General features: G+C 48.2%; 18 protein-coding genes and 1 pseudogene. 11 read left to right on the top strand and 8 right to left on the bottom strand.

Annotation, left to right across the window (positions count from 1 at the left end; genetic code table 11):
- Nucleotides 1-250: 250 nt before the first annotated feature.
- Both NX720_RS27355 and NX720_RS23700 read left to right on the top strand, forming a co-directional pair.
- Nucleotides 251-322 (top strand): annotated as a pseudogene (locus NX720_RS27355) (C2H2-type zinc finger protein); the annotation flags it as partial.
- A gap of 162 nt (nt 323-484) precedes the next feature.
- Complete coding sequence (locus tag NX720_RS23700) at nt 485-787, top strand: hypothetical protein (RefSeq protein WP_262597984.1); 303 nt, start codon at nt 485-487, stop codon at nt 785-787.
- A 53-nt stretch (nt 788-840) separates the two neighbouring features.
- Here NX720_RS23700 and NX720_RS23695 read toward each other — a convergent pair whose 3' ends face one another.
- Together NX720_RS23695 and NX720_RS23690 are read right to left on the bottom strand one after the other, a co-directional pair.
- Nucleotides 841-1,116, bottom strand: coding sequence for a 4a-hydroxytetrahydrobiopterin dehydratase (locus NX720_RS23695; RefSeq protein ID WP_262597982.1), 276 nt, complete (start codon nt 1,114-1,116; stop codon nt 841-843).
- A gap of 257 nt (nt 1,117-1,373) precedes the next feature.
- Nucleotides 1,374-1,775: a hypothetical protein gene (locus tag NX720_RS23690; RefSeq protein WP_262597981.1), complete on the bottom strand. Its 402-nt coding sequence runs from the start codon at nt 1,773-1,775 to the stop codon at nt 1,374-1,376.
- A 422-nt stretch (nt 1,776-2,197) separates the two neighbouring features.
- Here NX720_RS23690 and aat point away from each other — a divergent pair, with 422 nt between their 5' ends.
- The 3 genes from aat to infA all read left to right on the top strand — a co-directional run bounded on the left by aat (nt 2,198) and on the right by infA (nt 3,972).
- Nucleotides 2,198-2,887, top strand: coding sequence for a leucyl/phenylalanyl-tRNA--protein transferase (aat, locus tag NX720_RS23685; protein WP_262597979.1), 690 nt, complete (start codon nt 2,198-2,200; stop codon nt 2,885-2,887).
- A 25-nt stretch (nt 2,888-2,912) separates the two neighbouring features.
- On the top strand, nt 2,913-3,620 hold the full coding sequence (locus NX720_RS23680) for an arginyltransferase (RefSeq protein ID WP_262597978.1): 708 nt from the start codon (nt 2,913-2,915) through the stop codon (nt 3,618-3,620).
- Nucleotides 3,621-3,753: 133 nt separating this feature from the next.
- Nucleotides 3,754-3,972, top strand: a complete 219-nt coding sequence (gene infA / locus NX720_RS23675) for a translation initiation factor IF-1 (RefSeq protein WP_034842760.1) — start codon at nt 3,754-3,756, stop codon at nt 3,970-3,972.
- Nucleotides 3,973-4,075: 103 nt separating this feature from the next.
- On the opposite strand, the gene clpA is transcribed toward infA, so the two are convergent.
- The 3 genes from clpA to NX720_RS23660 form a co-directional block, all read right to left on the bottom strand.
- Nucleotides 4,076-6,367, bottom strand: a complete 2,292-nt coding sequence (clpA, locus tag NX720_RS23670; protein WP_262597976.1) for an ATP-dependent Clp protease ATP-binding subunit ClpA — start codon at nt 6,365-6,367, stop codon at nt 4,076-4,078.
- 20 nt (nt 6,368-6,387) lie between these two features.
- Nucleotides 6,388-6,987: an ATP-dependent Clp protease adapter ClpS gene (gene clpS, locus NX720_RS27510; RefSeq protein ID WP_449757772.1), complete on the bottom strand. Its 600-nt coding sequence runs from the start codon at nt 6,985-6,987 to the stop codon at nt 6,388-6,390.
- A 97-nt stretch (nt 6,988-7,084) separates the two neighbouring features.
- Nucleotides 7,085-9,307, bottom strand: coding sequence for an NADP-dependent isocitrate dehydrogenase (locus NX720_RS23660; protein ID WP_262597974.1), 2,223 nt, complete (start codon nt 9,305-9,307; stop codon nt 7,085-7,087).
- A 364-nt stretch (nt 9,308-9,671) separates the two neighbouring features.
- Between NX720_RS23660 and mnmA the strand changes: the two genes are divergently transcribed.
- The 3 genes from mnmA (at nt 9,672) to purB (ending at nt 12,975) form a co-directional block, all read left to right on the top strand.
- Nucleotides 9,672-10,793 carry a tRNA 2-thiouridine(34) synthase MnmA gene (mnmA, locus tag NX720_RS23655; protein WP_262597972.1) on the top strand — a complete coding sequence of 374 codons (1,122 nt, stop codon included), beginning with the start codon at nt 9,672-9,674 and terminating at the stop codon, nt 10,791-10,793.
- A 74-nt stretch (nt 10,794-10,867) separates the two neighbouring features.
- Nucleotides 10,868-11,482, top strand: a complete 615-nt coding sequence (gene hflD, locus NX720_RS23650) for a high frequency lysogenization protein HflD (protein ID WP_262597971.1) — start codon at nt 10,868-10,870, stop codon at nt 11,480-11,482.
- Between the two features lie 122 nt (nt 11,483-11,604).
- Complete coding sequence (gene purB / locus NX720_RS23645; RefSeq protein ID WP_262601650.1) at nt 11,605-12,975, top strand: adenylosuccinate lyase; 1,371 nt, start codon at nt 11,605-11,607, stop codon at nt 12,973-12,975.
- A 110-nt stretch (nt 12,976-13,085) separates the two neighbouring features.
- Here purB and NX720_RS23640 read toward each other — a convergent pair whose 3' ends face one another.
- Nucleotides 13,086-16,478, bottom strand: coding sequence for a CHY zinc finger protein (locus NX720_RS23640; protein WP_262597970.1), 3,393 nt, complete (start codon nt 16,476-16,478; stop codon nt 13,086-13,088).
- A 163-nt stretch (nt 16,479-16,641) separates the two neighbouring features.
- Here NX720_RS23640 and NX720_RS23635 point away from each other — a divergent pair, with 163 nt between their 5' ends.
- The gene (locus tag NX720_RS23635; RefSeq protein WP_262597969.1) at nt 16,642-17,643 is read left to right on the top strand and encodes a threonine ammonia-lyase; all 1,002 of its coding nucleotides are present in this window, start codon (nt 16,642-16,644) and stop codon (nt 17,641-17,643) included.
- A gap of 104 nt (nt 17,644-17,747) precedes the next feature.
- Here NX720_RS23635 and NX720_RS23630 read toward each other — a convergent pair whose 3' ends face one another.
- Entirely contained in the window at nt 17,748-19,208 is a 1,461-nt protein-coding gene (locus NX720_RS23630; RefSeq protein ID WP_262597968.1) for an ATP-binding protein, read from the bottom strand.
- Between the two features lie 27 nt (nt 19,209-19,235).
- On the bottom strand, nt 19,236-19,784 hold the full coding sequence (locus NX720_RS23625; RefSeq protein WP_262597967.1) for a heme NO-binding domain-containing protein: 549 nt from the start codon (nt 19,782-19,784) through the stop codon (nt 19,236-19,238).
- Nucleotides 19,785-19,990: 206 nt separating this feature from the next.
- Between NX720_RS23625 and NX720_RS23620 the strand changes: the two genes are divergently transcribed.
- Entirely contained in the window at nt 19,991-20,734 is a 744-nt protein-coding gene (locus tag NX720_RS23620; RefSeq protein WP_262597965.1) for a ribonuclease T2 family protein, read from the top strand.
- Between the two features lie 123 nt (nt 20,735-20,857).
- Nucleotides 20,858-24,685 (top strand): hypothetical protein, encoded by a 3,828-nt coding sequence (locus NX720_RS23615; protein ID WP_262597962.1) that lies wholly within the window; start codon nt 20,858-20,860, stop codon nt 24,683-24,685.
- Nucleotides 24,686-24,760 lie beyond the last annotated feature (75 nt).

Raw genomic sequence — 24,760 nt, 5'->3', positions numbered from 1 at the left:
GCTCCTCTTCAGTCAATACCCGATAGCGTCGGGGGGGGGGGAGACCAGCCATAGCCCCAGCGAAACGAAGTAGGAAACACCGGACTTCCACCCATGTAAACTCCAGGTATTGAAAGGAGCAGGAGCATCAACAAATGTCTGATGAATGATCATCAAATGACACAAACAAATAAACCCCCACGGGCAATAGCGCTTATATTTAATGATTGGTCAGTTTAAAAATACTGATGACATTTAAACAGGTTTTATCATGCCAGAAACTCGATGCACTGTGTGTGACAGGCCTTTTAAGCGTCTAGACAACCTTAAAAGGCACATGAGAACACATACAGGTCAGAAACCATATACTTGCCTAGACTGTGGAAAAAGCTTTAGTCAGAGAGGCGGCTTAAACACCCACCAAGTAACCCATACCGGTGTAAAACCACATACTTGCCCAATCTGTAAAAGGGCTTTTGCTCTGAAACATCACCTCAAAAAACACATGAGAAGTCTCCACCCAGTCCGGGCTACGACGGTTACCACAGAATCCCACGAAGAAGCTACCGGAACAGTCACGTCAACAACCCATACTTTCAGCACAGCCCAAGTCTATACGGAAGTAACCTATATCAGCTCAGGCATTGGGGAAGCTTGTATTGTGACTCATCAGGACGAGTCAACAACGATAACCAGTATAAGGCAAGACGGGGAAACCAGCAGCTATATCCAGGGCAGGACTCTTGAAGAACAAGAGGCCGTCGAAGCACTTCTTAAGTTAAGGAGGGCTGAAGATACAGATGAGTAGCGGAGTAAAACGCCTGCTCATGAATAGAACAGGCAGGCACCAGAAGTAACAATCTAACTCTGTTTTTTTAATAACTCATAGAGTTGATCGCATTTTTCTGCCAGCTCGCGGTCGACCGCAAGAACACCAGAACCCTGATCCGACTCATGAGTACCCCAGGCAATGGTCAGACTGCCCCACTCCAGTACCATACGAGGGTGATGAATATAGGTTTCAGCAAGACCCGCTACGGCATTGAAAAACGCCAGAGACCTGGAATATTTTTTAAACGAAAAGCGTTTTTCAAGATGCTCAACACCGCCGTATACACAGACATTCCAGTCGTTCATGGTTATCTCCTGTAAATGGATCATCCCCAGCCAGTGAGGTAAAGACAGTGTAGATAAATAATGATAACAACGTAAATGGGTATAGTTGAAATTGAGCCAGGCAGCAATAGATCAAATAGTGCAAAAGAGATCAGCAATGGCCATACAGTTTACTGCACCAAAGGCGCAATTAAAGCGATCAGTACGCTGTGCTGCACAGCCCTATGCCTACAGAGCAAGAACGCCTGCCAGAAAGAAAAAGCTCAGGCGGAAGGGTTTTAGTCTTCGCTGCCCTTGTCTTCTTTCTCTTTCAGATCTGCCTGCAGTTGCTCAACTTCCTGCTTGCTGCTATTCAGCTGCTGAGTCAATTGCTTCTGCTTGGATTTCAGGGTGTTGTTCTCACCGGTCAGACCACGATTCTGTTCCTGCAGACGTTTAACCTGCTTCTTCAGACGGTCAGGGTTGCTGGCACGCAGGTTTTTCAGTTCATTCTCAGAACTCTTAACCAGCTTGTCGAGCTTCTCGGCTTTCTGTTCAGCAGCTTCGAGGCGGGACTTCAACTGAGTCACTTCCTTGTTGTGCTGTTCGGTGATTTCAATCAGAGCAGCAAGACGCTGTTGTTCAATAATGTCCATCTCTTCGGTATTAGCGAAATGGCCTCCCACGTTAAGGGTACCCATAGATATACTAGCCTCTGGAAAAGGTAATGATAGGATTACACGAAGCGGCTTCCACCCGCATTGTAGAGCTACACACTGCGGAGCTGCACATCATGAAGCAACACATCGTAAAGCAACAATGAGATTGAGGTTTTGAATTATGAACTGAATTGTTCTTCATTAAACGACTGGTAGAAGCAGACTGACGGTAGACGGGGTCGCATCGTAATACAGCATCCCCCTGAAGAAAAGATAAATTTACATCATTAGCTGATGCATTGCCAATTTTTTTTGAGCCATGTCATTAATTTCAGCTATAAGCAGAAAATCATTGTATGTTTTATTATCAATAGGGGTTCCGATATACAATACATCCTACTGTGTTTTTTCTATTTAAAGAATGAGTCGCTGTTTATCAGCCCTTTTATAGTGTAAATCTGAGCATGGATATTTTTTTACATCGTTTAAACTCTGATAAGCCTGACTTTCCTCCCGTCAGCGAGGCCCTTGATCAACCCAACGGCTTATTGGCATTTGGCGGAAAGCTTGATTCCCCAACCCTGCTGACTGCCTACCAGCAGGGTATATTCCCCTGGTTCAATAACGGAGAGCCTGTTCTCTGGTGGAGCCCGAACCCCAGAATGGTCATCAACCCCGAAGCCATTCACATTTCCCGCTCAATGAAAAAAGAACTTCACAGGCACACCTACCAGATCACTATTGATCAGGATTTCGCCGGCGTAATGCATCAGTGCCGAATACTCAGAGAAAAAGCAGAAGGCACCTGGATTACCGACGAGATGGAGGAAGCCTATAACCGCCTGCATGCTGAGGGCTATGCACACTCGGTTGAAGTCTGGGAAGGTAAGGCGTTAGTGGGTGGCATCTATGGTCTGGCAATGGGTCAGATGTTTTTCGGTGAATCCATGTTCAGCAAAAAAAGCAATACATCGAAACTGGCCATTATTTACTTATGTCGCTTTCTGGCGGATCAGGGAATCCGGCTACTGGACTGCCAGGTGCCAAATCCCCATTTAGAATCCCTCGGCGGGATTTATATGCCAAGGGATCTCTTTATCAAATATTTGAAAAAATATTGCCGTACCACTCGTTCCGTAGCAAACTGGAATTAAGAATGGCAATGGATGGCCAGACACAATGAGCGTTCTGAAAGATCTTAAATTCTACGCAACCCAACCTCATACATGCAGTTACCTGCCAGAACGACAGGCTATTACCCTGTTTATGGACCCGTCTACCGACCTGGACTCTGGTCTTTACAGCCATCTTTCAGATATTGGCTTCAGACGCAGCGGCAGGCATATCTACCGCCCCCGCTGCAATGGCTGTAACGCCTGCATACCGGCTCGGGTGGCGGTTAAACAGTTCACTCGTCGGCGTACACAGAAAAAAAACTGGAACAAAAATCAGGATTTAGTGGTTACCGCCCATAAAGCGGTGAATGATGAAGAAACTTACCAGCTCTATCAGTCCTATATTAATACCCAGCATAAAGATGGTGATATGTACCCCGCCAGTGAAGAACAGTTTGAGTCCTTTCTGGTTCAGTGTCCGGACTTTTGTACCTTTTATAAATTTCGTCTTGGGGATGAGTTAATGGCGGTTGCCGTCACTGATCGCCTGCAGCAGGGACTCTCAGCCATCTATACATTTTATCATCCAGGCTACCCGAGGCGCAGCCTGGGACGTTACTGCATTTTGTGGCAAATCGAGCAGGCCCGTAAAATGGGTTTTGACTATTTGCATTTAGGGTACTGGATCAAGGATTGTCAGAAGATGAATTATAAGATTCAGTACCGCCCACTGGAGATTTATCTTAACAATCGGTGGGTCACCCTTAAATAAGTGAATATCTGCAAATTGTTATCTGAATTAACTTGATAACAAGCAGTTATCTTTGCTTTGGCGCTGGATTTAGGGCAGAATGCCAGCCAAATTTTTATTCCTCCAACATCGCTTGCCCTGAGGTCAATACTTAATGGCGAAAGAAGAAAGCCTTGAAATGGAAGGCGTGGTGATCGACACCCTGCCTAACACTATGTTCCGTGTAGAGCTGGAAAACGGTCACGTGGTTACTGCCCACATTTCTGGCAAGATGCGCAAGAACTACATCCGTATCCTGACTGGTGACAAGGTTAAAGTTGAACTGACACCTTACGACCTGACCAAAGGTCGCATCACCTACCGCTCCCGCTAAGTGCGAAGCGCGCCCCTGTAGACCGCCTGAAAGATGATATAAACGCTGGCAGGTTTGTCTGAAGCAGGGGCAAACGCCCCTGCCGATTACTTCCTGCTTCAGATCATTTCCCATTGATGGTTTCAAGATCAGACGTCTTGCTTTTTGCAGCTTCGAACTTGAGGTGTAACTCGTCTTTTTTCACGGTGACACGAACAAAGCCACCGTTTTCAGACAACTTGCCAAACAGTATCTGCTCTGCCATCGGCTTTTTCAGGTGCTCCTGAATGGTTCTGCCCATTGGTCGAGCTCCCATCTGGCGGTCATAGCCTTTCTGAGCCAGCCACTCTCTGGCCTTATTATCCACATCCAGCTGAACCCTTTTCTCATCCAGTTGTGCCTGCAACTCAGTGAGGAACTTATCAACCACAAATTTAATGGTGTCCTCGTTAAGCGCCTCAAAAGGAATAATTGAATCAAGGCGATTGCGGAATTCCGGGGTGAAGGTCTTTTTGATCACGCTCATACCATCACTGGTATGATCCTGCTCAGTGAAACCAATGGAACTGCGGGTCATGGTTTCTGCACCGGCATTGGTGGTCATAATCAAAATAACATTACGGAAATCAGCCTTACGGCCATTGTTATCCGTCAGAGTACCGTGGTCCATCACCTGCAACAGCAGGTTGAAGACATCGGGATGACCTTTTTCAATCTCATCCAGCAGCAACACACAATGCGGAGTCTTGTTAATGGCTTCGGTCAACAAACCACCCTGGTCATAACCCACATAACCGGGAGGCGCACCAATCAGACGGGAAACCGTGTGGGCTTCCATATATTCAGACATATCGAAGCGCACCAGTTCTATGCCCAGGGATTTCGCCAGCTGGCGACAAACCTCAGTTTTACCCACACCCGTTGGGCCAGAGAACAGGAAAGAACCAACCGGCTTCTCAGGCGCTTTCAAACCGGCCCGAGACAGTTTAATGGCTGTGGCCAGCGAGATGATGGCACCATCCTGCCCGAACACCACCATCTTGAGGTTACGCTCCAGCTTTGACAGCTGCTCCTTGTCGGAGGAAGAGACAGACTTAGGGGGTATGCGTGACATCTTGGCAACAATAGTTTCTACATCAACGACTTCAATCACTTCTTTTCTGTCTTCTTCAGACTGTAGTTGCTGATAGGCACCGGCTTCATCAATGACATCAATGGCTTTGTCTGGCATGTGACGATCGTTAATATAACGATCCGCCAGTTCAGCAGCTGCACGCAGAGAGTCATCTTCATACTTAATGGCATGGTGTTCTTCAAAACGCTGCTTCAGACCCCTGAGAATCTCAATGGTGTCCTCAACATTGGGCTCAATAATATCAACCTTCTGGAAACGACGAGCCAGGGCACGATCTTTCTCGAAAATACCACGGAATTCCTGAAAGGTGGTTGAACCTATGCAGCGCAGCTCACCAGAAGTCAGCAAAGGTTTCAGCAGGTTGGAAGCGTCCATAACGCCTCCGGAAGCGGCACCGGCACCAATGATGGTATGAATCTCATCAATAAACAGGATGGCGTTATCAAGGCGCTTCAGTTCACTCAGTAACTTTTTAAAGCGCTTCTCAAAATCCCCCCGATACTTTGTCCCTGCCAGCAAAGAACCAAGATCCAGAGAATAGACAATCGCCTTGGACAACACTTCAGGCACTTCGCCATCAACAATCCGCTTAGCAAGACCTTCAGCGACAGCGGTTTTACCAACACCAGCCTCACCAACCAGCAATGGGTTGTTTTTGCGGCGACGGGTAAGAATCTGACAGACGCGCTCTACCTCGTCAGCCCGTCCCACCAGAGGGTCAATCTTGCCCTGGCGAGCCAGCTCATTCAGATTAGCCGCATAGGTCTTTAGCGGGTCTTTGCTGGAAGGTTCAGACTCTCCCTCCTCGACCAGGTCGTTGCTGATTTCTTCCAGCTCCTGCCCTGGCATCTTGGCGATACCATGAGCGATGTAATTGACCACATCAATCCTGGCAACATCCTGCTGCTTGAGGAAGAAAACCGCCTGACTTTCCTGCTCACTGAAGATGGCCACCAGAACGTTGGCTCCGGTCACTTCCTTTTTGCCGGAACTCTGAACATGGAAAACCGCTCGCTGCAACACTCGCTGGAAACCCAGGGTTGGTTGAGTTTCACGATCAGTGTCGTCTGCGGCAATTAAGGGGGTGGTAGAGTCGACAAACTCACTCAATTCCCGTTGTAACCGCTCCAGGTCAACACCACAGGCAACGAGCACCCTGGAGGCAGATTCATTATCAAGAAGAGCCAACAGCAGGTGCTCAACCGTCATAAATTCATGACGTTTGCTTCTGGCATCTCTGAAAGCACTGTTCAGTGTGAGTTCGAGGTCTTTATTGAGCATAAAAATTTACCCTGAGAACGCTAATCGGCTTTAACTGTTTTGCACAACAGGGGATGCTGGAATTCTCTGGAGTATTCATTAACCTGTGACGCTTTGGTTTCAGCGACATCTTTGCTGAACGTGCCACAGATTGCTTTTCCCTGCGTATGAACTTTCAACATAATCTGTGTCGCCTGTTCAGCGGACATGTTGAAAAAAACCTCCAGAACCTCAACTACAAAATCCATTGGTGTAAAATCGTCATTCAGGATGATTACCTGATACATTGAAGGCGGCTGCAGCTGTACTTTCTCAGGGAGCAAAGCGACATCGTGGTCACCTTCCAGCTCTCTGCCTTCCTTCTCTAAGCTTAGACGAAACTGCTCAAATTTACTCATAGATTGATAGACTGCTGTCTGCTGCATAGCACTGTTTTCCACGTGTATTACAGCGTATTTCATAGACCCGGTATCATCCGGCACAGGCATTAAACGACAAATGCATACTACTTGGTATGTCAAAAGCACAACGCCACTTTTCCATTCTAAATAAGTTGAGAAAAAGAACAATGGAGAGTTGGCAGGAATTATCGTACGCAGGTCATAAAACACAGCAACCTGCGAATCAGTTCCAGACAGCATTAATGCTTTAATTCCGGGAACACATGAAAAAAGGCCGACACTATAAAAATTATCGGCCTCACAAGGGTTAATAATAAGACTTGCTCAACTCTTCGTCTTACAGAGCATTCAATGCATTGTTAAACAGGGCTGACGGACGCATGGCTTTTGCCAGCCGTTCCGGGTTTGGGTGATAGTAGCCCCCCATATCCATAGCAACACCCTGAGCCGAGTTCAGTTCTTCAATAATGGCTGCTTCATTATTTTTCAGCTCGGAAGCCAGTGCTTCAAAACGCTGTTTCAACTCAGCGTCTTCTTCCTGTCCGGCCAGGGCTTCAGCCCAGTACATTGCCAGATAGAAGTGACTGCCACGATTATCCAGCTCGTTGACTTTTCTTGATGGTGACTTATTGGCTTCCAGAAACTGACCATTAGCCTTATTGAGGGTTGAGGCCAGCACTTTAGTTTTGACATTACCGGTTTTAATGGCAAGGTCTTCCAGGGAAACGGCCAGTGCCAGAAATTCACCCAGAGAGTCCCAGCGCAGATGATTTTCTTTTACAAACTGCTGAACATGCTTGGGCGCAGAACCACCAGCACCGGTCTCATAGAGTCCGCCACCTGCCAGCAAAGGCACAATAGAGAGCATCTTGGCGCTGGTTCCCAGCTCCAGAATTGGGAATAGGTCAGTCAGGTAGTCACGCAGAACATTACCGGTAACAGAGATCGTATCCTTACCTGCCTTAACCCGCTCAAGACTGGTTTTAACGGCTTCAACAGGGGGCTGGATACGAATATCCAGACCATCCGTATCATGGTCTTTAAGATAGGTGTTCACTTTGTCAATCAGGCTGGCATCGTGGGCACGCTGCTGATCCAGCCAGAAAATAGCGGTAGAGCCGGTTGCCCTGGCGCGATTAACACCCAGCTTTACCCAGTCACGAATTGGCTCATCCCGGGTCTGGCACATTCTCCAGATGTCGCCCTTCTCTACTTTATGCTGCATTAGTACCTTGCCGGCAGCGTCAATAACACGAACAACACCAGCCACCGGAATCTTAAAGGTCTTATCGTGGGAACCGTATTCTTCCGCTTTCTGGGCCATCAGGCCGACATTGGAGACATTACCCATGGTGGTGACATCAAAGGCACCGTTATCCTTACAGAACTGAATGACTTCCTGGTAAACACCTGCGTAACAACGATCAGGAATCATCGCCCTGGTGTCATGAAGCTTGCCATCCGGCCCCCACATTTTACCAGAGGAGCGAATCGCCGCCGGCATGGAGGCATCGATAATAATATCGCTGGGGACATGCAAATTGGTAATACCGCGATCTGAATCCACCATCGCCAGCGAAGGGCGACTGTTATAAACCTTCACCAGATCCGCTTCGACTTCAGCTTTCTGTTCAGCGGGCAAGCCATCTATCTTAGCGTACACATCACCAATGCCATTACTGGCGTCAACGCCAAGATCTTCAAACAGTGCGGCATGTTTGGTGAACACGTCTTTATAGTACGCCTCAACCGCCAGACCAAACATGATGGGGTCAGACACTTTCATCATGGTGGCTTTCAGGTGCAGTGACAGCAGGACACCCTGCTGACGAGCTTCTTCAATCTGGGTTTCATAAAAAGCTGAAAGCGCAGAACAGCTCATCACAGCGGAATCAATTACTTCACCAGACTGTAAAGAAAGCTTGTCTTTTAAGACACTTACCTCGCCTTTTTCATCCGTTAGCTGAATAGACACATTGCCAGCATCAGCCATAATCACAGACTGTTCACTGCCGTAGAAATCACCCTCCGTCATATGCGCGACATGGGACTTAGATTCAGAACTCCACTCACCCATGGAATGAGGATTGTTTCTGGCATACTCCTTAACAGGGCCAGCCACACGACGATCCGAGTTGCCTTCACGCAAAACCGGGTTAACGGCACTGCCCAGCACTTTGGCATAACGGGCTTTTATTGCTTCTTGGGCAGGGTTCTGAGGCTCTTCGGGATAGTCCGGCACATCGTAACCATGAGCCTGCAACTCCTTGATGGCAGCGTTCAGCTGAGGAATCGAGGCACTGATATTAGGCAGTTTGATAATATTGGCTTCCGGCGTTTTTGCCAGATCTCCCAGCTCCGCCAGGGCATCGCCAATCTTCTGGTCATCGCTCAGATGATCAGGAAAGTTGGCAATAATTCGTCCGGCCAGAGAAATGTCGCGTGTTTCAACGGTGACATCAGCAACTGAGGCAAAGGCCTGAACGATAGGGAGGAGAGAATAAGTGGCAAGGGCTGGAGCTTCGTCGGTTTCGGTATAAATAATCTTGGCTGTTGTCATAGTTTGTTCCTGACTCCAAACGGTACTAAAGTCATATTCTCAGGCTGCCAGTCAGGGAACCTGACCGAGAATAGAGCAGATAATCATTTGGCGTTATTATTACTTAGGGTCACAGGGCAACCAGTAAAAAACCATTCCCCCTAGAAAGTCGCTACTAAGATATACCAACACGGGCAGGGAATAAATGCGACGACACTGTATTTTTACTGATTTTTGTAAGTACCATCGTACCTCTTGCAGTATCCGGCTGGATATAGAAGTCATACCCAACCGAAGGTAGAATAGCCGCCAGTTATTTTTTTACCATGGAGGTGGGGTGATTAACCCACCTCCAATGCTCATAGCTAACAAGCTACAAGGTCCTATGAAACAACCTTCCGATACCAGAGTCATTGTCGGCATGTCCGGCGGTGTAGATTCTTCTGTCTCAGCGCTTCTGCTCAAACAGCGGGGCTACCAGGTAGAAGGTCTGTTTATGAAAAACTGGGAAGAAGATGACGGTACGGAATACTGTACCGCCATGGACGACCTGGCTGACGCACAGGCAGTGTGCGACAAGCTGGGCATCAAACTGCACAAGGCTAACTTTGCGGCAGAGTACTGGGATAACGTGTTTGAACACTTCCTGAACGAATACCGCGATGGCCGCACCCCCAACCCGGACATCCTGTGCAACAAGGAAATCAAGTTCAAGGCGTTTCTGGATTACGCCCAACATCTGGATGCCGATTTTATCGCCATGGGGCATTACGCCCGTGGTGGCATCGTCGATGGTCAGGCGGTTTTGAAAAAAGGTCTGGACAACAACAAAGACCAGAGTTATTTCCTGCACCAGGTCGGTTCTGAACAGCTGGCTCGCACCCTGTTCCCGGTGGGTGAACTGGAAAAGCCGGAAGTACGTCGTCTCGCTGAAGAACACGACCTGATCACCCACAACAAAAAAGACAGTACCGGCATCTGCTTTATTGGCGAACGCCGCTTCCGGGACTTCCTGAAGCAGTACCTGCCTGCGCAACCCGGCGATATTATCACCGAAGCAGGCGACACCATTGGTCAACACTCTGGCCTGATGTATCACACCATTGGTCAGCGTCAGGGGCTCGGCATTGGTGGCCTGAAAGGGGCGTCCGAATCCCCCTGGTACGTGGTTGAAAAAGACCTCGACAACAATGTGCTGATCGTCGGTCAGGGTAATGACAATCCTCTGCTGTTTTCTGAAGCACTGACCGCCAGTGATATTTTCTGGATTTCCGGACAGGCACCCGAAATGCCGACCAGACTGACTGCCAAGGTACGTTACCGCCAGCAGGACCAGGCCTGCACACTGTCTAAAATGGGCGATGGCCGCTATCTGGTCGTGTTTGATGAAGCACAAAGAGCAGTCACACCGGGTCAGTCCGTGGTATTCTACAACGATGATACCTGCCTGGGTGGTGGCATTATTGACGGACGTCACAAGACAGTAGCAGACGCCAAAGCCGCGTAAGGTATTGGGTCTGCAACCTTTCGAATTGAAATCATCCACCTTGCAGACCCGCTGAACGGAACAGAGAATTACTGGTGCAATACACAGCAAAGGAACAGGCCGCAGCACTGGCCGGCATTTTTCAGGCAGCCGCGTTAGTAGAGCGCCTGGCACGAACAGGTCAGCTGACCGATGAGGACATGACGCCCTCTATTCACAGCGTATTCGTGACTAAACCAGATTCAGTAGAAGACATCTATCAGGGCTATGCATCGCTGACGCTGGGACGACAGACCCTTAAAAACGTGTTGGAGCGCCAAAGCGATGCTATTCAGGGCGATACTGTTCGTTATGCCCTTACCCTGATCCACCTTGAACGCAAACTCAGTCGTAACGGCAATATGATGCAGGAAATCAGCCAGCGTCTCTCCCGGGCCGGGGATCAGGTCTCTCATTTTGGCCTGCTGCATGAAAATGTGATTGCCAGCCTGGCGGGTATCTATCTGGATACCATCAGCACGTTCAGAACCCGTGTACAGGTCTCTGGTGATCTGCGTCACCTGCAAATCAAAAGCAATGCCGAAAAAATCAGGGCGCTACTTCTGGCGGGCATCCGTTCCGCCATCCTGTGGCGACAGACCGGCGGCAGCCGCTGGCAGCTGCTGTTTAACCGCAGGAAACTGCTGGACGGCCTGAAACAACTCAGCTGACCCCAACTCTGACCATCGACTGTTTTACTTTTTTTTCATACGTTTTTTCATGCATCACAACTGAAAGACCGATGTTTTTCCGGTATGATGCGCCCTTTTCTGCGATCATAAGGCGTTTAAACATGGAGCTGACTGCACTGACTGCCGTATCCCCTATCGACGGTCGTTATGGGTCTAAAACCGAAAGTCTCAGAACCATTTTCAGCGAGTACGGCCTGATCCGCTTTCGCGTTACTGTTGAAGTAAAGTGGTTACAGGCTCTGGCTGCTCACCCTCAAATCACCGAAGTTCCGGCTCTGTCTGAACAGGCAAATGTTGTGCTGAATCAGCTGATCGACGGTTTTTCCCTGGCTGACGCCGAGCGTGTCAAAGACATCGAACGTACCACCAACCACGATGTAAAAGCGGTTGAGTACCTGATCAAGGAAAAGGTACAGGACAACGCCGAACTGGCAGCTATCAGCGAATTTGTTCACTTCGCCTGCACGTCTGAGGACATCAACAACCTGTCCCACGGTCTTATGCTGAAAACCGGTATGGAAGAAGCGGTTCTGCCGGTTATGGAAGAGCTGGTAGCCAGCATTGAAAAACTGGCCCGGGATCATGCCAGCCAGCCAATGCTGTCCCGTACCCACGGACAGACTGCGTCTCCGACGACACTGGGCAAAGAGATGGCGAACGTCGCCTATCGTCTGCGTCGTCAAATCCAACAGATCAAAGCGATCTCGCCACTGGGTAAAGTCAATGGCGCTGTTGGCAACTACAATGCCCACCTTTCTGCCTACCCTGAGGTGAACTGGCAGGAGCACGCCGAACAGTTTGTCACTGGCCTGGGGCTGACTTTCAACCCATACACTACCCAGATTGAACCCCACGATTACATCGCCGAACTGTACGACGCGATCTGCCGTTTTAACACCATCCTGATCGACTTCGATCGTGATGTCTGGGGCTATATCTCTCTGGGTTATTTCAAGCAGAAGACGATTGCCGGTGAAGTGGGCTCCTCCACCATGCCGCACAAGGTCAACCCGATTGATTTCGAAAACTCCGAAGGCAACCTGGGCATCGCCAATGCAGTGATGCAGCATCTGGCCGCCAAACTGCCTGTATCCCGCTGGCAGCGCGACCTGACAGACTCTACTGTGCTGCGTAACCTGGGTGCCGGTCTGGGCTACAGCCTGATCGCCTACGCTTCCAGCCTGAAGGGCATCGGCAAGCTGCAGGTGAATGCCGAGACACTGAACGCTGATCTGGACAATACCTGGGAAGTACTGGCAGAGCCCATTCAGACGGTTATGCGCCGCTACGGCATTGAACAACCTTACGAGAAACTGAAGGCTCTCACCCGTGGTCAGGACGGTATTACTAAAGCGACTCTGGCCACCTTTATCGAAGGGCTGGAACTGCCAGCTGCGGCCAAGGAAGAGTTGAAAGCCATGACACCGGCCACCTATATCGGTAACGCTGTGGATCAGGCTAACGCTATCTGAGACCAACCTGTTCCTTCAAACACCGTATTCGATACCCTGAACAGCAATAAGGCTGCCTGAACTTTCAGGCAGCCTTATTGCTCAATAGTCATTCATTGCATCGACCGCATCTACTTGTTACTTCCTTCCTTATTTTTTCTGTTAATTGGCCTACGTTCCAGCTTGTGCGCAAAGCTCTCCCGGCAAATGGGACAACGGGTTATGCCACTGCGGATCATCTGCGAAGCACACTCTTTATGCACCTTGTGGGAACAGGGTAAAATCTGACACCCGGTAAAGGCATCCTCCAGGCAAATGCAACACTCATCATGGGCAGACCCCTCCCGACACTTATGATTGCCACGTAACTGTACGTCCAGGCAGACGCCACAAGTGTCGCAATGAAACGAACGATCACCGTGTATACGGCAGATACCGCATTTTTCACAATGGTAAGGAGTATCGTCGGTACCGGTAAGGTGTTTGCATTTTCCACAATAGTAGGTGGAAAATTTTGTACCACAGTCTGCACAATACTCACCAAAATCTTGTACTTTATTACAATATATGCATTTTACTTGCACTGTATCGCGCGACTTTAGTTTTTTCTGCCCACAAGTTGACTGATGGTTATGACAACGATGACATGGCCAGAATGGCTCACAACACCCAAAATTAACGTAGCAATGTCGTTTGTAATGACTGCATAGCCATTGACCTTCAGTTTTGCGCCTAACTTGTTCGGAGCGGAGTATATCCAGACGAGTAGAAGAGCTGTCACTTTCGCCACTTTCTAGAACAGATCGGAGGCTCTGGCTACCGGAGTTTGCAGAGGTACCAGATTGCCCCCCCTGATTTGGCAGCGGAGTTAATAGCTTGGATTGCAGACTTCTGCGATTATCCACACTAGTGTTGTTCAATCGACCAACTTGACGAGAAATTATTTCTTCATGAAGTTTTTGTTTCCAATTCTGATAGGCTGATTTCCTGTGTCCATTGGGCGTAATCCCAGATCCTCGTGAGTCGTTGGAATGATGACCGCTTGCCCTACCATAACTGTTTTGTCTTGCTGAAGCTGCTGAAGCTGCTGAAGCTGCTGAAGCTGCTGAAGCTGCTGAAGCTGCTGAAGGAGTACGACTTTTTAATAATATGTTGATATAGCTATAATCACCTTCCAAAAATCCATCAATAACATGTACTAAACCATATTGTTGATTTTCCTCAAAAAATTTTTTAAGCGGATCCAGATTTATCGGAGTGATAATTTTTTTTTCGTGTAGCTTCTCTAATATGAGATGAGGCTCATCCCGGGTAACTTCTTGTATGTCCATATCTTTAGCCCACGTAAGTAATTTTTGCCGATCTGCTTGAGGAAGTTGTTCAGCAATCGCGAAAAACAATTTTTTGTATGCAACCCATACACTATCCGAGTAATGAAGGGCCATAGAGTCGTCCGACGCGGCCTCAGCAGCTGCCCCTTCTTCTGCCATAATCGGATTGGTTTTTCTATCCTGAGCTGAATTCTCTTGTTGTGGATCTGGTGCTTGTGAGATCCGGTCATTGCTTACGATCCTAACATCGACATGACCAGTTTGAGTTCCCACGGTATGTTTAGCTGGATCCTCTTGTTGTGGAACCGGTGCCTGTGAGATCCGGTCATTGCCTACGACCCGAACATAGCCATCATCAGTTTGAGTTCCCGTTTCCACGGTATGTTTTTGCCCTTGACCAGGCTTATAAATCTTTTGAAAATTAGCTTTCCTCTTGGGTTCAGAGCGAAGTGCCTCATACTGAGTGCTCACCTCTCCCAAATCCTCTTGCAAACTTAAATTCTTTATCATAAGTGCAAGACAGTGTTGCTTTAATTCATCAGGATCAAGATTTTTTAATCCTTGAGATAATTTTGAAAGCAACTCTTTACAAGGTCCGTTATTGCATTTAGGACAGTTGTGGCCTTCGGTATGCATCCCTCTATTGTTAAACGGAGGTTTGTCTTCTCCATTTCTTTCGCTTGAACCCGATTTTGGTATGTTGCGACTTTGAGCATGGTTATCAGCAGCGCCAGCTTGCGTTCCTCCCACTGCCCCAGATGGCGATTCGCCCGGTGACTGGTTTTCCATGCTATTTGCTGCCTGCCTGCCATAGTGCCGGGACAAGAGATCAGCTTTAAAATCATTCTGGTACTGCTGAACCAGTGCTTGAAGGTCAGAAGCCAGTAACCCGACCTGCTCTTTTGAAGAACCATGGTGGTCTTTTCCACCCCGCAACAGCTGTTCCAGCCGGTTTTTCAACTCGTTGTAAAGCAGTCCGGGGGCGGAATCAAGCCACTGCAAATAAAACGGCCTCTCTTCTGGTGGCAGCTTGCTGGAAAATATAACAATGTCCTGATAATCGGCATTGTCTGTTATGGCCTGCTGCTCCAGAGCCACTTTCAGAAGGTCGTCGTCATAATGCTCCACTTCTTTGGAATTATCAGCCAGCCAGGCTTGCAGAAGTGACAAAAAATCCGGAGGGAGGACATCGCTATTTGTTTGTCGGGTCGATTGCTCATTTAAGTAAGCCAGGTCGGCTTCAATAAGCATGATTCGGTTATCAAGAATGTTGGCCATATCCGAGTGCCCGGCAGCCCTGGCCAAAAGTATTTTTTTCTTGATTATCCTTAAAAGCCTTTGCTTATTTTTTCGGCTCTCGCTGAGCAGATCGTTTGTAGAGTCCTGTTGGGGATACAGATCGCCATTCAGTTCAATAACCAGAGGCTCTGGATCGCCATCGCCGTCGCCATCGCCATCGCCATCGCCATCGTCACCACCACTTGCGGAAGCTGACAGACTACCTGCGGCATTCGCTGCAATGCTATCTGTGACAAGGCCTGCAATGCCATGTAACGCTTCAGTGCGCGTCAAGGACAAATAGCTCTGTATGAGACTGTTAATCAATTGATCGTAATAAGAGATCAGCCTGGTTTCCGAAGGCGTTTCATCCCGGTTAATCACAACCCGCACAGATGCATCCAGGATTGATACCGCGACAGCAGGATAAGAAGTCTTTTCAGCAAGGTGTTGCCAGTCGACAAAGGCTCGCTCAAAGCTTGCAACAATATTGCTTTCTCTTCCTGAGTAAACCTCATCAGGAATCAGTTTACGCTTCAGAAGTAACTTTGAAACGGATGGCGAGGGCGCTTCTGTGAGTAAATGCCGGTTGCTGAACGACTCACCTCCGGGTCTGAGGGAAACAGCAGCGATCTTCCGGGTTTTTGAAAAACCGCCAGACAGGACATCGAAAAAAAGCATCCAGGCGGATTTAAAAGCTGTCTTCCCGCTATGGTCACGAGGCTTGAAGCAGGCCATATAACCATCGGTTAAAAACGCTTCCTTCGGAAAATCTGTAGATAAGTTGCCGACAGGTTTACAAATAGCGCCACCGCTGGCAGCAAAAGATTGTGAACTCGAAACCGCAAAGAAAAAGAACAATAACTGCGCAAGCGTAGCAAGCATAATGTTCGTAATCGCCTGAACTTTGAGCATTAACAACTGCCTTAAATTGGATGCTGGGTCAATATTCAACCATCGGTCGGGGCATAATTTAAGGTGACAAAGGAAGTTTTGTCTACTTTCTGCAGATTGCGATTGCAACCTTTATCTGCCATCAGGGTCTATCTTTGACTGATCTGATTAAAAAGGTTGTCTCATGTCCTCTACACCAACCGCCCTGCCCGACCCGGTGACACTCAGGGAGGTGTACCAACAGCAACAGGCCTACACCCGGATCACCCCTCTACTGATTGCAGAGTCGCTATCAAAACTGATTCATGGCGAAGTACTGGTTAAAGCAGAGTCACTGCAAAAAACGGGCGCCTTCAAGTTCAGAGGAGCCGTTTATCGCCTGTTGCTGTTAACGCCGGAACAGAAACAGCAGGGCGTCACCGCCTACTCATCCGGGAACTTTGCCAGAGGCCTTGCCGCCGCAGGCCAGATGCTCAATATAAAAGTCACGCTGGTCATGCCTGCGGATGCTCCGCAAAATAAAATCAACAGCGCCAGAAAGCTCGGAGCCAATGTCGTACTCTGTCAGCAGATGGAGCCTTCCAGAGAAGAAGCCGCCCAGAAGCTTTCTGAAGACATTGCCACTCAAAATGGTTCAATACTGCTGCACCCTTTCGATGACCCGGAAATCATCAAGGGGCAAAGTGCTGTTGGCGTCGAATTAATGCAGCAGCTACAGCAGCGACAAATTCAATGCCAGAGTCTGCTCTGCCCTGTTGGTGGCGGCAGCCTGGTGGCAGGCTGTAGCCTGCTGTTTGGCCCCTTTCATACCAGCACTCAGGTCTTTGGCATAGAGCCGGAAGGTTATGCCGGCATGAACCAGTCATTACTGGTTAACCACATCAGCAGGGCTCCGGGTAAAAACCTGAGTCATTGTGACGCCCTGCTATCCCGAAGTCCCGGAAAAGCGAATTTTGAAGTGGTGCGCCAGACCAGTGTTAAAGGCATACAGGTATCAGAGCCGTTTGTCGTTGAAGCAGTGCAGATGGCTTTTGAGGAATTGAAACTGGTACTGGAACCGAGTGGTGCCATAGCGCTCGGAGCCCTACTGCAATACCCGTCACACTTCAGGGGACAGACCGTGGTGGCTATAGCCACCGGAGGCAACATCGATAAAGCCTTGTTCCGTGAGCTGTTAGGTAGATAATGAATAGCGCTGTTGGCTGTTGGCTGTTGGCTGTTGGCTGTTGGCTGTTGGCTGTTGGCTGTTGGCTGTTGGCTGTTGGCTGTTGGCTGTTGGCTAAAGAGCCGCTAAAGCCAGCGATGAAGACAGGTAAGAAGCTCAGAGACTTCTACCGGTTTAGAAAGATAGTCATCAGCCCCCGCCAGGCGACAGCGTTTTTCATCTTCTGCTGAAGAACTGGCGGTCAGCATAATCACCGGAAGCATACGATAATCTACCTTACTTCTTAACTGTTCCAGCATGGTAAAACCGTCCATTGTCGGCATCATTAAATCCAGTACCACAAGGTCTACCTGCCGTTCTGTTTCTAACAATTCCAGTGCCTGCTGGCCATTTTCAGACAGTAACACCTTTAAACCTTGCTTCTGAAGCAGCTGGGACAGAGCAAAACTGTTCCGCAGGTCATCATCAACCAGCAGTACCGTTTGCTGGTTAAAATCAACAACCTCATTGTCATCGGACCCGGCGGACTCAAGAAAGAAATCATTATCCTTGCTGGAAGGACTGTGTTCTTCAGTGTTTGGCAACAGAGAACCGGGGGGAAGTGAGAGCGTGAAGGTTGCCCCCTGCCCTTTTTCACTGACCAGCGTCAGGCTCGCATCCATCAGGTCTGACAGCTTTCTGCAAATAGCCAGCCCAAGCCCGGTGCCGCCATAGTTCCTGCTCGTGCTGCCATCGGCCTGTTTAAACATCTGAAAAATAGTCTGCTGTTTTTCTTGAGGAACCCCAATCCCTGAATCAGAGACCTCAAAACTCAGGCATTCCGAGGTGTAGTCCGTATCCGGATTCCAGACATCCCTGAAAACCCGTAATGCCACACGCCCCTGCCCTGGCGTAAACTTACAGGCATTCGACAACAGGTTTTTGAGTATCTGCTTTAACCGCTTTCGGTCTGCATTAATCCATTCGCCCAGATCACTGTCCACATCAATGGTAAAAGCCAGCGACTTTTCATCCGCTAAAGGCCTGAACTGTTCTTCAAGTGTCTGGCATAAATCATGGATTGAGACGTCTTCCATGTGGATACTCAATTCGCCCGCCTGGACTTTCGACATATCCAGTATGTCCTCAATAATTTCCAGTAACTCATTGGCATTTTTGTAAATAATCGACAGTGAGTGAAGTTCGTCTGTATTGAGACTGCCTTCTGAATTGTCCAACATCAACCTGGCAAGAATGATGGTACTGTTCAACGGGGTGCGCAGTTCATGGGAAACATTGGCAAGAAATTCTGACTTGTAACGGCTGATTTTTTCCAGCTCTATGGCTTTCTCTTCCAGAGCCTGATTGGTCGATTGCAGCATGCGTCGCTGATTTTTCAGTTTGTCCCGATGTTCTTCCAGGCTGAGGTTTTGCTGCTCCAGCTCCCTGGTTCGCTCTTTTACCGCTTCTTCAAGACTGGCAGCCAGTTTCGTCAATTCCTGGTTCCTGAAGAAAATCTCCCGGGTTTTCTCTTCGGCTATATGCTCAGCCGCCTTGCGGGCAGACTTTTCCCGTTGATAACGTTTTTTCCAGGCTTCAGCATCCATGACTTTTGATTACTCCTGTGGAGAGAATCAGGACGTTCTCTCCATAATGAAACGAGCTTCAGTACCGGGGCCGACACCGGGAAGGTCCTGCCGGTCGATGGTCAGGTTCTCATTGAAATGAGCAGCACAGCCATTAATCAAACCTTCAGCCACTGAGGCAAAGGGGCGGTGAGAGCGGTAGTGAAGCTCCAATTTGTCATCTGACGCACGAGTACATGTCAGCTTTGGTGGGGTGGCGTCGGGGTACAGTTTCTGCACCTCGATATGAATGTAACCTTCAACTTTCTCCATAAAGTCGAATCCATTGCTGACCCCATGGAAGAAATCAGCATGAATCGTGGCAAAACGACCGAACAGGTATTCGCCAAATACCACTGCCAGGTCACCCGCTTCCAGTCCGCTCTTTTCACTCAGAAGTGTGACGAGGTTCAGGACTTCTTCATGAGAATAAGTGCCCAGAGAAGTGTATTCGCCATTGGACTCAAGATTGGCAGCAGAAAGAATCTCTTCTACAACATCAACCGAGAACTTTTCTTCAACCATTTCCATGAATTCGGTAAAAATGATGCCTTTCATTGATGTCTGACCTGATGGTAGGAAGTTACCTAGATTTAGCGGCACTAACAGTGGGATTTATAGGCGTTTTTTTAAGTTCTGGTAAAGGAAGTCCCGGTACACTGGTAGTGGTCTGGGCCGTATGTACTATCTTGAATGGGTTTATAAATTTCCAACAGGTTCAGGCACTCTGTCCTGCCCTGTAAAAAATTACAAAATAGGTGCCCATGAACAGCCATATCTTGATACTCTCGCTCTTGTTTAGCTTTTCCGTCAATGCTTCAGACTCATGGGAAAATGAAGAAAAACATGCGCCCAGCGGGCAGTTTGACTTCAATGTTTATGCAGTCACCTGGCAGCCCACCTATTGCCTGAAAGACAGCGCAGATCATTGCGTAAACCAGTTTTATGTTCATGGCGTATGGCCTTACTTTAACCTTCCACATAAGGAAGCAGCCAACACCCACCGCCGGAATGTGCTTAACTATCACCCTTCATATTGTTACAACTCCCCGGGGTGTTTGAGCGGCAAAGACTGTGAAATTAATGACCAACAGGTTCATTCGATTATGAACCACCCTTCAATAAAGGACTTATATCCAAAGAGTGCCTCGCTCTTTAAACACGAATGGCACAAGCACGGCACCTGTTCCGGAATGAATCCAAAAGACTATTTTTTACAGGCAAACACTTACAGGAAAGTGATATTTCCCAGCCTGGAGCCTCTATATAAATTTATTAATCAGCATCAAACCTCGTTTCAGATCAGCGTTTCTTATATAAAATCTCTACTTCCAGAAAATACAGGCCTGAGATGCATGCAAGTTAATGACAGGGCCATGCTCTTTGAAATTTTCTTCTTCATCGACCCGTCAGGAAAGCCCCATACGACTCAAACACAAATTGGGATACCTTGTTCCGGTCAGATCGTTATACCTGTCGGTCATGAATCGGGTACTGACAGATTTTGATTAAGACACAGCCATTGAATTTACTGCTATTTTTGCCATACAAACTATTTCTTAATTATGGTGAATCGTGGGTGAATAGCGCAATGATCACCGGTTTGCCAAACAATACAAAATCCAGAAACGATGAAAAATAAAAATTGGTTCGTCAGATGCTGTCATTTTTTATTATCAATCGGCTTGATGCTGACGGCTTATGAGGTAAAAGGAGGCTTGTCTAATCATTCATTTATATTAATAAAAAGCAGTCCGTCAATAAACGCTATTTCTGTGAAGCAGGCAGGGGTCACTCACAGAACTTTCTCGCTGGGTGAGGGAGAAAACTTTATTATTGCAGAAGAAGTTCTCCTTAATGGACTGGCAGCCCAGGTGCATATACGTGGAACCAACTACCTTACCGATTATCTTTTTCTGACCCCTGGAGGGCGGGCTTCTGTCGCAGCAGACCCAAGCTCCATTGAACAGGCTGAAGCATTACATTTTTCTCCGTGTTTATCCCAGTGGACAGTGGGTTCTGTTGAAACACTGCTTTCAGACATCACTACGACAAATTCAGCATCATACGGTCAACAGCCCTGTGACCAGCTCAAAAGACCATTATCCGGCGCTCTTTATATCAACCCATCTATTACAAGGCTCATCTCCGAACCAGCTGAAGGTAGTTTCACCCCGACAGATGATATTCTGGTTCTAATTTTCAGTAATACTGATAAAAGCAGATTACTAAGTGCTATTGATACTGATTACTTAAAAGGAAAAATGCATATGGACGGTTCTTACCGATTGAAGGTAAGTATTGGCCGGATGGACAAGGCGTTCACACTTTATCTTCCTCAGAGTTTAATCATTAACCCAGTCGCAAGTTATTATGTTCCACCACCTACTCCGACCGTCACAAAGCCCCCGTATCGACTTATTCCCTCTGTTAAAGTCTCCAGATCGGGGCAGCCAGAAGCAAGTTCGCATAATGAAAGAACCGATGCTGATATCGCAATGGCCGCTTATTTCTACCCTCAGGCGATCAGTCGTACGGGCTCCACACCCCATCCGGAAACTTACGCCGACACCGGTATTCTATTTATTCAACGCAGCGGCCCTGCGGATCATACAGAGCCGAGTCGCCCCAATGAAAAGAAGGCAGAAACGGGAACGGTTGCAGTCGAATTCACCCCATTTGCAATGTGCGCTGCCGTTGAGGCTGCTATGAAAACAAGAAGTGAGCATCAAAACGCAACACCTAAGAACAAAACCAGCCGCGAGACCTCCAGAACTAATATGCGAGATACTATCGCTCGCCTGAAATATTGCCAGCTCGCACTGGCTGATTTTTCTGATGACGTTAAGGAACATTCCCTGGTGAATCCCGAAGATATTGGAGATATGGTCAATTACACCCGGTATTTACTTCAGCTGCGTTCGAATTATATACCCGGTGGCAAACCGGCTGATAAACGACTAATCAACACTGTTGACGAAGTTCTTTTGTACTCTCGCGTTATCACCATCTCGTTTCTTCGTCATTTAAAGAGCAAAGCACTCGTTACCAGTGGCGGGCTAGAAGGCAGTGATGTTTTGCCAGCCCAACTTCTGGCGGAACTCTGCGACGGGCTTCAACCCGCCCAGCCAAGGCTGAAAACTCTTAAGCATGACGAAGATCAAATTCAAGCCATGCTATACATCGCTTGCTCTCGTATTCTAAAACTGATCGACGATCTGTCCATCACCTACAGAGACAAAAAACCGGAATTTACTCGGGCGGTTGCGAATGCCTGGCAAGACCTGCGCAGGGTTATTTCGTTTCTTGTACAGAACGAGATCATCGACCTGTGCATGGATACACATTGTGCCTGGACAGCAAAGCATGAACTATCGTTTATTGCATCTGAAATGGGAGATATTGATACTATGCTGCTACTTATGCAGCTGACCAGTAAACAGTTAACAAGTTCAGGGCATGAAAACTTCTTTGAAATTCAACGTATATTCAATATAACCCTGAACACTCTGGTGAATACTCTTCGGCAAAGGGATCTGTCGTCGGCAAATTTCACCCCTTTTCTTAACAGTGCCAGGCTACTGAATCTGGATACTTCCCAGCTGGAAGCCGCTATTAAAAAGCATCAGCAAAACAGAGAGCGCACACAGGCCGCAAAGTCTCAGAAAATAAGCCAGAGAGCCGACGCCTGGGCTGAAAAGGAAATCCAAAAGTCAGACAGCATTCGCCAGAAAATGCAGGAAAAACAGGAAAAAGCCAAAAGGCTGAGAGAAAAAAGATACCAGAGAGCTAAACAGCATAGTAAAGAAACTGAATCCCAGGGCCCGGCATTATCCACTGCAACGGCCAGTGACTTACCCCCCGAAAAAAGTACTATCGAACCAGACAGCTGGCTGTCTTTTTACGAACAGGGAGAACAGGCATTCAATAAAGAACACTATGATGACGCTCTGCAGCATTACCTGAACGGGCTCGCCATGACATCAAACCCGCTGCATAGAGCGCGTATTCAATCTTCTATTGCTGACTGCTATTTCTTTTGGGGAAGTTTAGCCAGCAGGCTCCGGAACCAGCTCACTAAATCATACGATTATTATGAGGATGCAGTGAGGGCCGTTCAGTCAGGGAACTACCCGGAGCTGGACAAGGATGGTTTTTTCAAACTGGCTCGCTCAATAATAGATGCCATTGACGACAAGCTGATTGAATCTATCAGACAAGCCTACCGATGGCACGTGGAAGCCATTGACGAGCTGCAAAAGCTCAAAGGTGAAGAAGAGGACAGCGAGGTAGAAGAACTCCTGAGCCTGCTGATTATAGAAGCGGAGAACCAGGAGGAACTGGCCAGAAGCATAAAGGACGGAGTTATAACCCTGAATAAAGCCTCGGAACTCAGGCGACAGGCCATCAACAATAAGAAGCCTGACCAGAGACCATCCCAGAGAAAAGAAGAAAAAAAGGTTTTGCAACAGCTCAGTTATCTTCAGGAAAAGGTAACGAGTCAGCCCGTAAGGGGAAACGGAAAAAGAAAAGGAAAAAAGAAAAGGCAGACAACACAGAAAGAGAATCCCGACACTGAAGTCCAGGCCCTGACCATTGAAGCCGAACTGGAAAAATTGAAAACAGGAGAAGCTGCCTGCCAGCAGGAGCTCTACGATGTTTTGGGCAAATTCAGCGGGAACGCAGAAAAAGCCAGAGAAATCAAACGCAACCGGAAGCAGAAGGCTCAACACAGCGAGACACCTGCGCCAGAGGCACCCGCTTCTGGCGGATCAGAACTTTCATCTCCCGCTGGGTTACACCATTATCTTGAACAAAGCCAACTGAACGAACTTCTGAGTTCAAGTGGAATAATAGGGTTTAATGCTGTCGATGTCCCCTCCAACCACTGGTGCATGTTCGAAGCCCTTGAGCGCTGGCTCAACCTTTTCCCCGATCGCGACAGTTTGGTGAATAACCCAACTGAAGGCTCTGAGTTATTCTATGCACTCGGCAACCGTGCAAAATTGATGGCAGACGAGAATCAGGATGACCAGATGCTAAATCAAATCGCGGCCACCTTCCACGTCGATGCCCCCGGTCCACAGGCCTGGGGAACCGACGAAATGCTGCACCGACTTATTGCGCCTGTTCTGAACCTGAACATACTGGTTTTAGCGGTAGACTTCTCGGAGGGTCACCCTGTTCTCACGAGTGTAATGTATACCAGGGACGCTATCACGCCCGTACCGCCTGAAGAGAGGAATTCAGCCATCAACAGGTCTGACACGATAGCCCTCCTCCACATCAACAACCACTGGCAGGCGGTACTACCGGCTGCCGGGTTTGTACAACCAGCCAGCACGGGCAGCAACGCCACCGATACGACAGCAAATGAACAGGCACCTCTCATTGAAGTACCAGGATTACATAGCCTGGAAATATTGACTCCAGAGATTACCGCCAGTCAGAGTCAATGAATTAAGACTGCTCAGCCTGGTACAGCCAGGTTTCAACCACCAAGTCAGGATTCAGCGAAACCGCTTCAATGCCCT

It is taken from the genome of Endozoicomonas euniceicola (assembly GCF_025562755.1).
Taxonomy (GTDB): domain Bacteria; phylum Pseudomonadota; class Gammaproteobacteria; order Pseudomonadales; family Endozoicomonadaceae; genus Endozoicomonas_A; species Endozoicomonas_A euniceicola.
Note: the sequence above shows the minus strand (reverse complement) of the source record. Positions and strands in the feature narration are given on the sequence as shown.

Excerpts from the sequence above, each read along its gene's own strand:
- NX720_RS23700 (WP_262597984.1), top strand. The coding sequence starts at position 485 with ATGAGAAGTCTCCACCCAGTCCGGGCTACGACGGTTACCACAGAATCC.
- NX720_RS23695 (WP_262597982.1), bottom strand. The coding sequence starts at position 1,116 with ATGAACGACTGGAATGTCTGTGTATACGGCGGTGTTGAGCATCTTGAA.
- NX720_RS23690 (WP_262597981.1), bottom strand. The coding sequence starts at position 1,775 with ATGGGTACCCTTAACGTGGGAGGCCATTTCGCTAATACCGAAGAGATG.
- aat (WP_262597979.1), top strand. The coding sequence starts at position 2,198 with ATGGATATTTTTTTACATCGTTTAAACTCTGATAAGCCTGACTTTCCT.
- NX720_RS23680 (WP_262597978.1), top strand. The coding sequence starts at position 2,913 with ATGAGCGTTCTGAAAGATCTTAAATTCTACGCAACCCAACCTCATACA.
- infA (WP_034842760.1), top strand. The coding sequence starts at position 3,754 with ATGGCGAAAGAAGAAAGCCTTGAAATGGAAGGCGTGGTGATCGACACC.
- clpA (WP_262597976.1), bottom strand. The coding sequence starts at position 6,367 with ATGCTCAATAAAGACCTCGAACTCACACTGAACAGTGCTTTCAGAGAT.
- clpS (WP_449757772.1), bottom strand. The coding sequence starts at position 6,987 with ATGCTGTCTGGAACTGATTCGCAGGTTGCTGTGTTTTATGACCTGCGT.
- NX720_RS23660 (WP_262597974.1), bottom strand. The coding sequence starts at position 9,307 with ATGACAACAGCCAAGATTATTTATACCGAAACCGACGAAGCTCCAGCC.
- mnmA (WP_262597972.1), top strand. The coding sequence starts at position 9,672 with ATGAAACAACCTTCCGATACCAGAGTCATTGTCGGCATGTCCGGCGGT.
- purB (WP_262601650.1), top strand. The coding sequence starts at position 11,605 with ATGGAGCTGACTGCACTGACTGCCGTATCCCCTATCGACGGTCGTTAT.
- NX720_RS23640 (WP_262597970.1), bottom strand. The coding sequence starts at position 16,478 with ATGCTCAAAGTTCAGGCGATTACGAACATTATGCTTGCTACGCTTGCG.
- NX720_RS23635 (WP_262597969.1), top strand. The coding sequence starts at position 16,642 with ATGTCCTCTACACCAACCGCCCTGCCCGACCCGGTGACACTCAGGGAG.
- NX720_RS23630 (WP_262597968.1), bottom strand. The coding sequence starts at position 19,208 with ATGGATGCTGAAGCCTGGAAAAAACGTTATCAACGGGAAAAGTCTGCC.
- NX720_RS23625 (WP_262597967.1), bottom strand. The coding sequence starts at position 19,784 with ATGAAAGGCATCATTTTTACCGAATTCATGGAAATGGTTGAAGAAAAG.
- NX720_RS23620 (WP_262597965.1), top strand. The coding sequence starts at position 19,991 with ATGAACAGCCATATCTTGATACTCTCGCTCTTGTTTAGCTTTTCCGTC.
- NX720_RS23615 (WP_262597962.1), top strand. The coding sequence starts at position 20,858 with ATGAAAAATAAAAATTGGTTCGTCAGATGCTGTCATTTTTTATTATCA.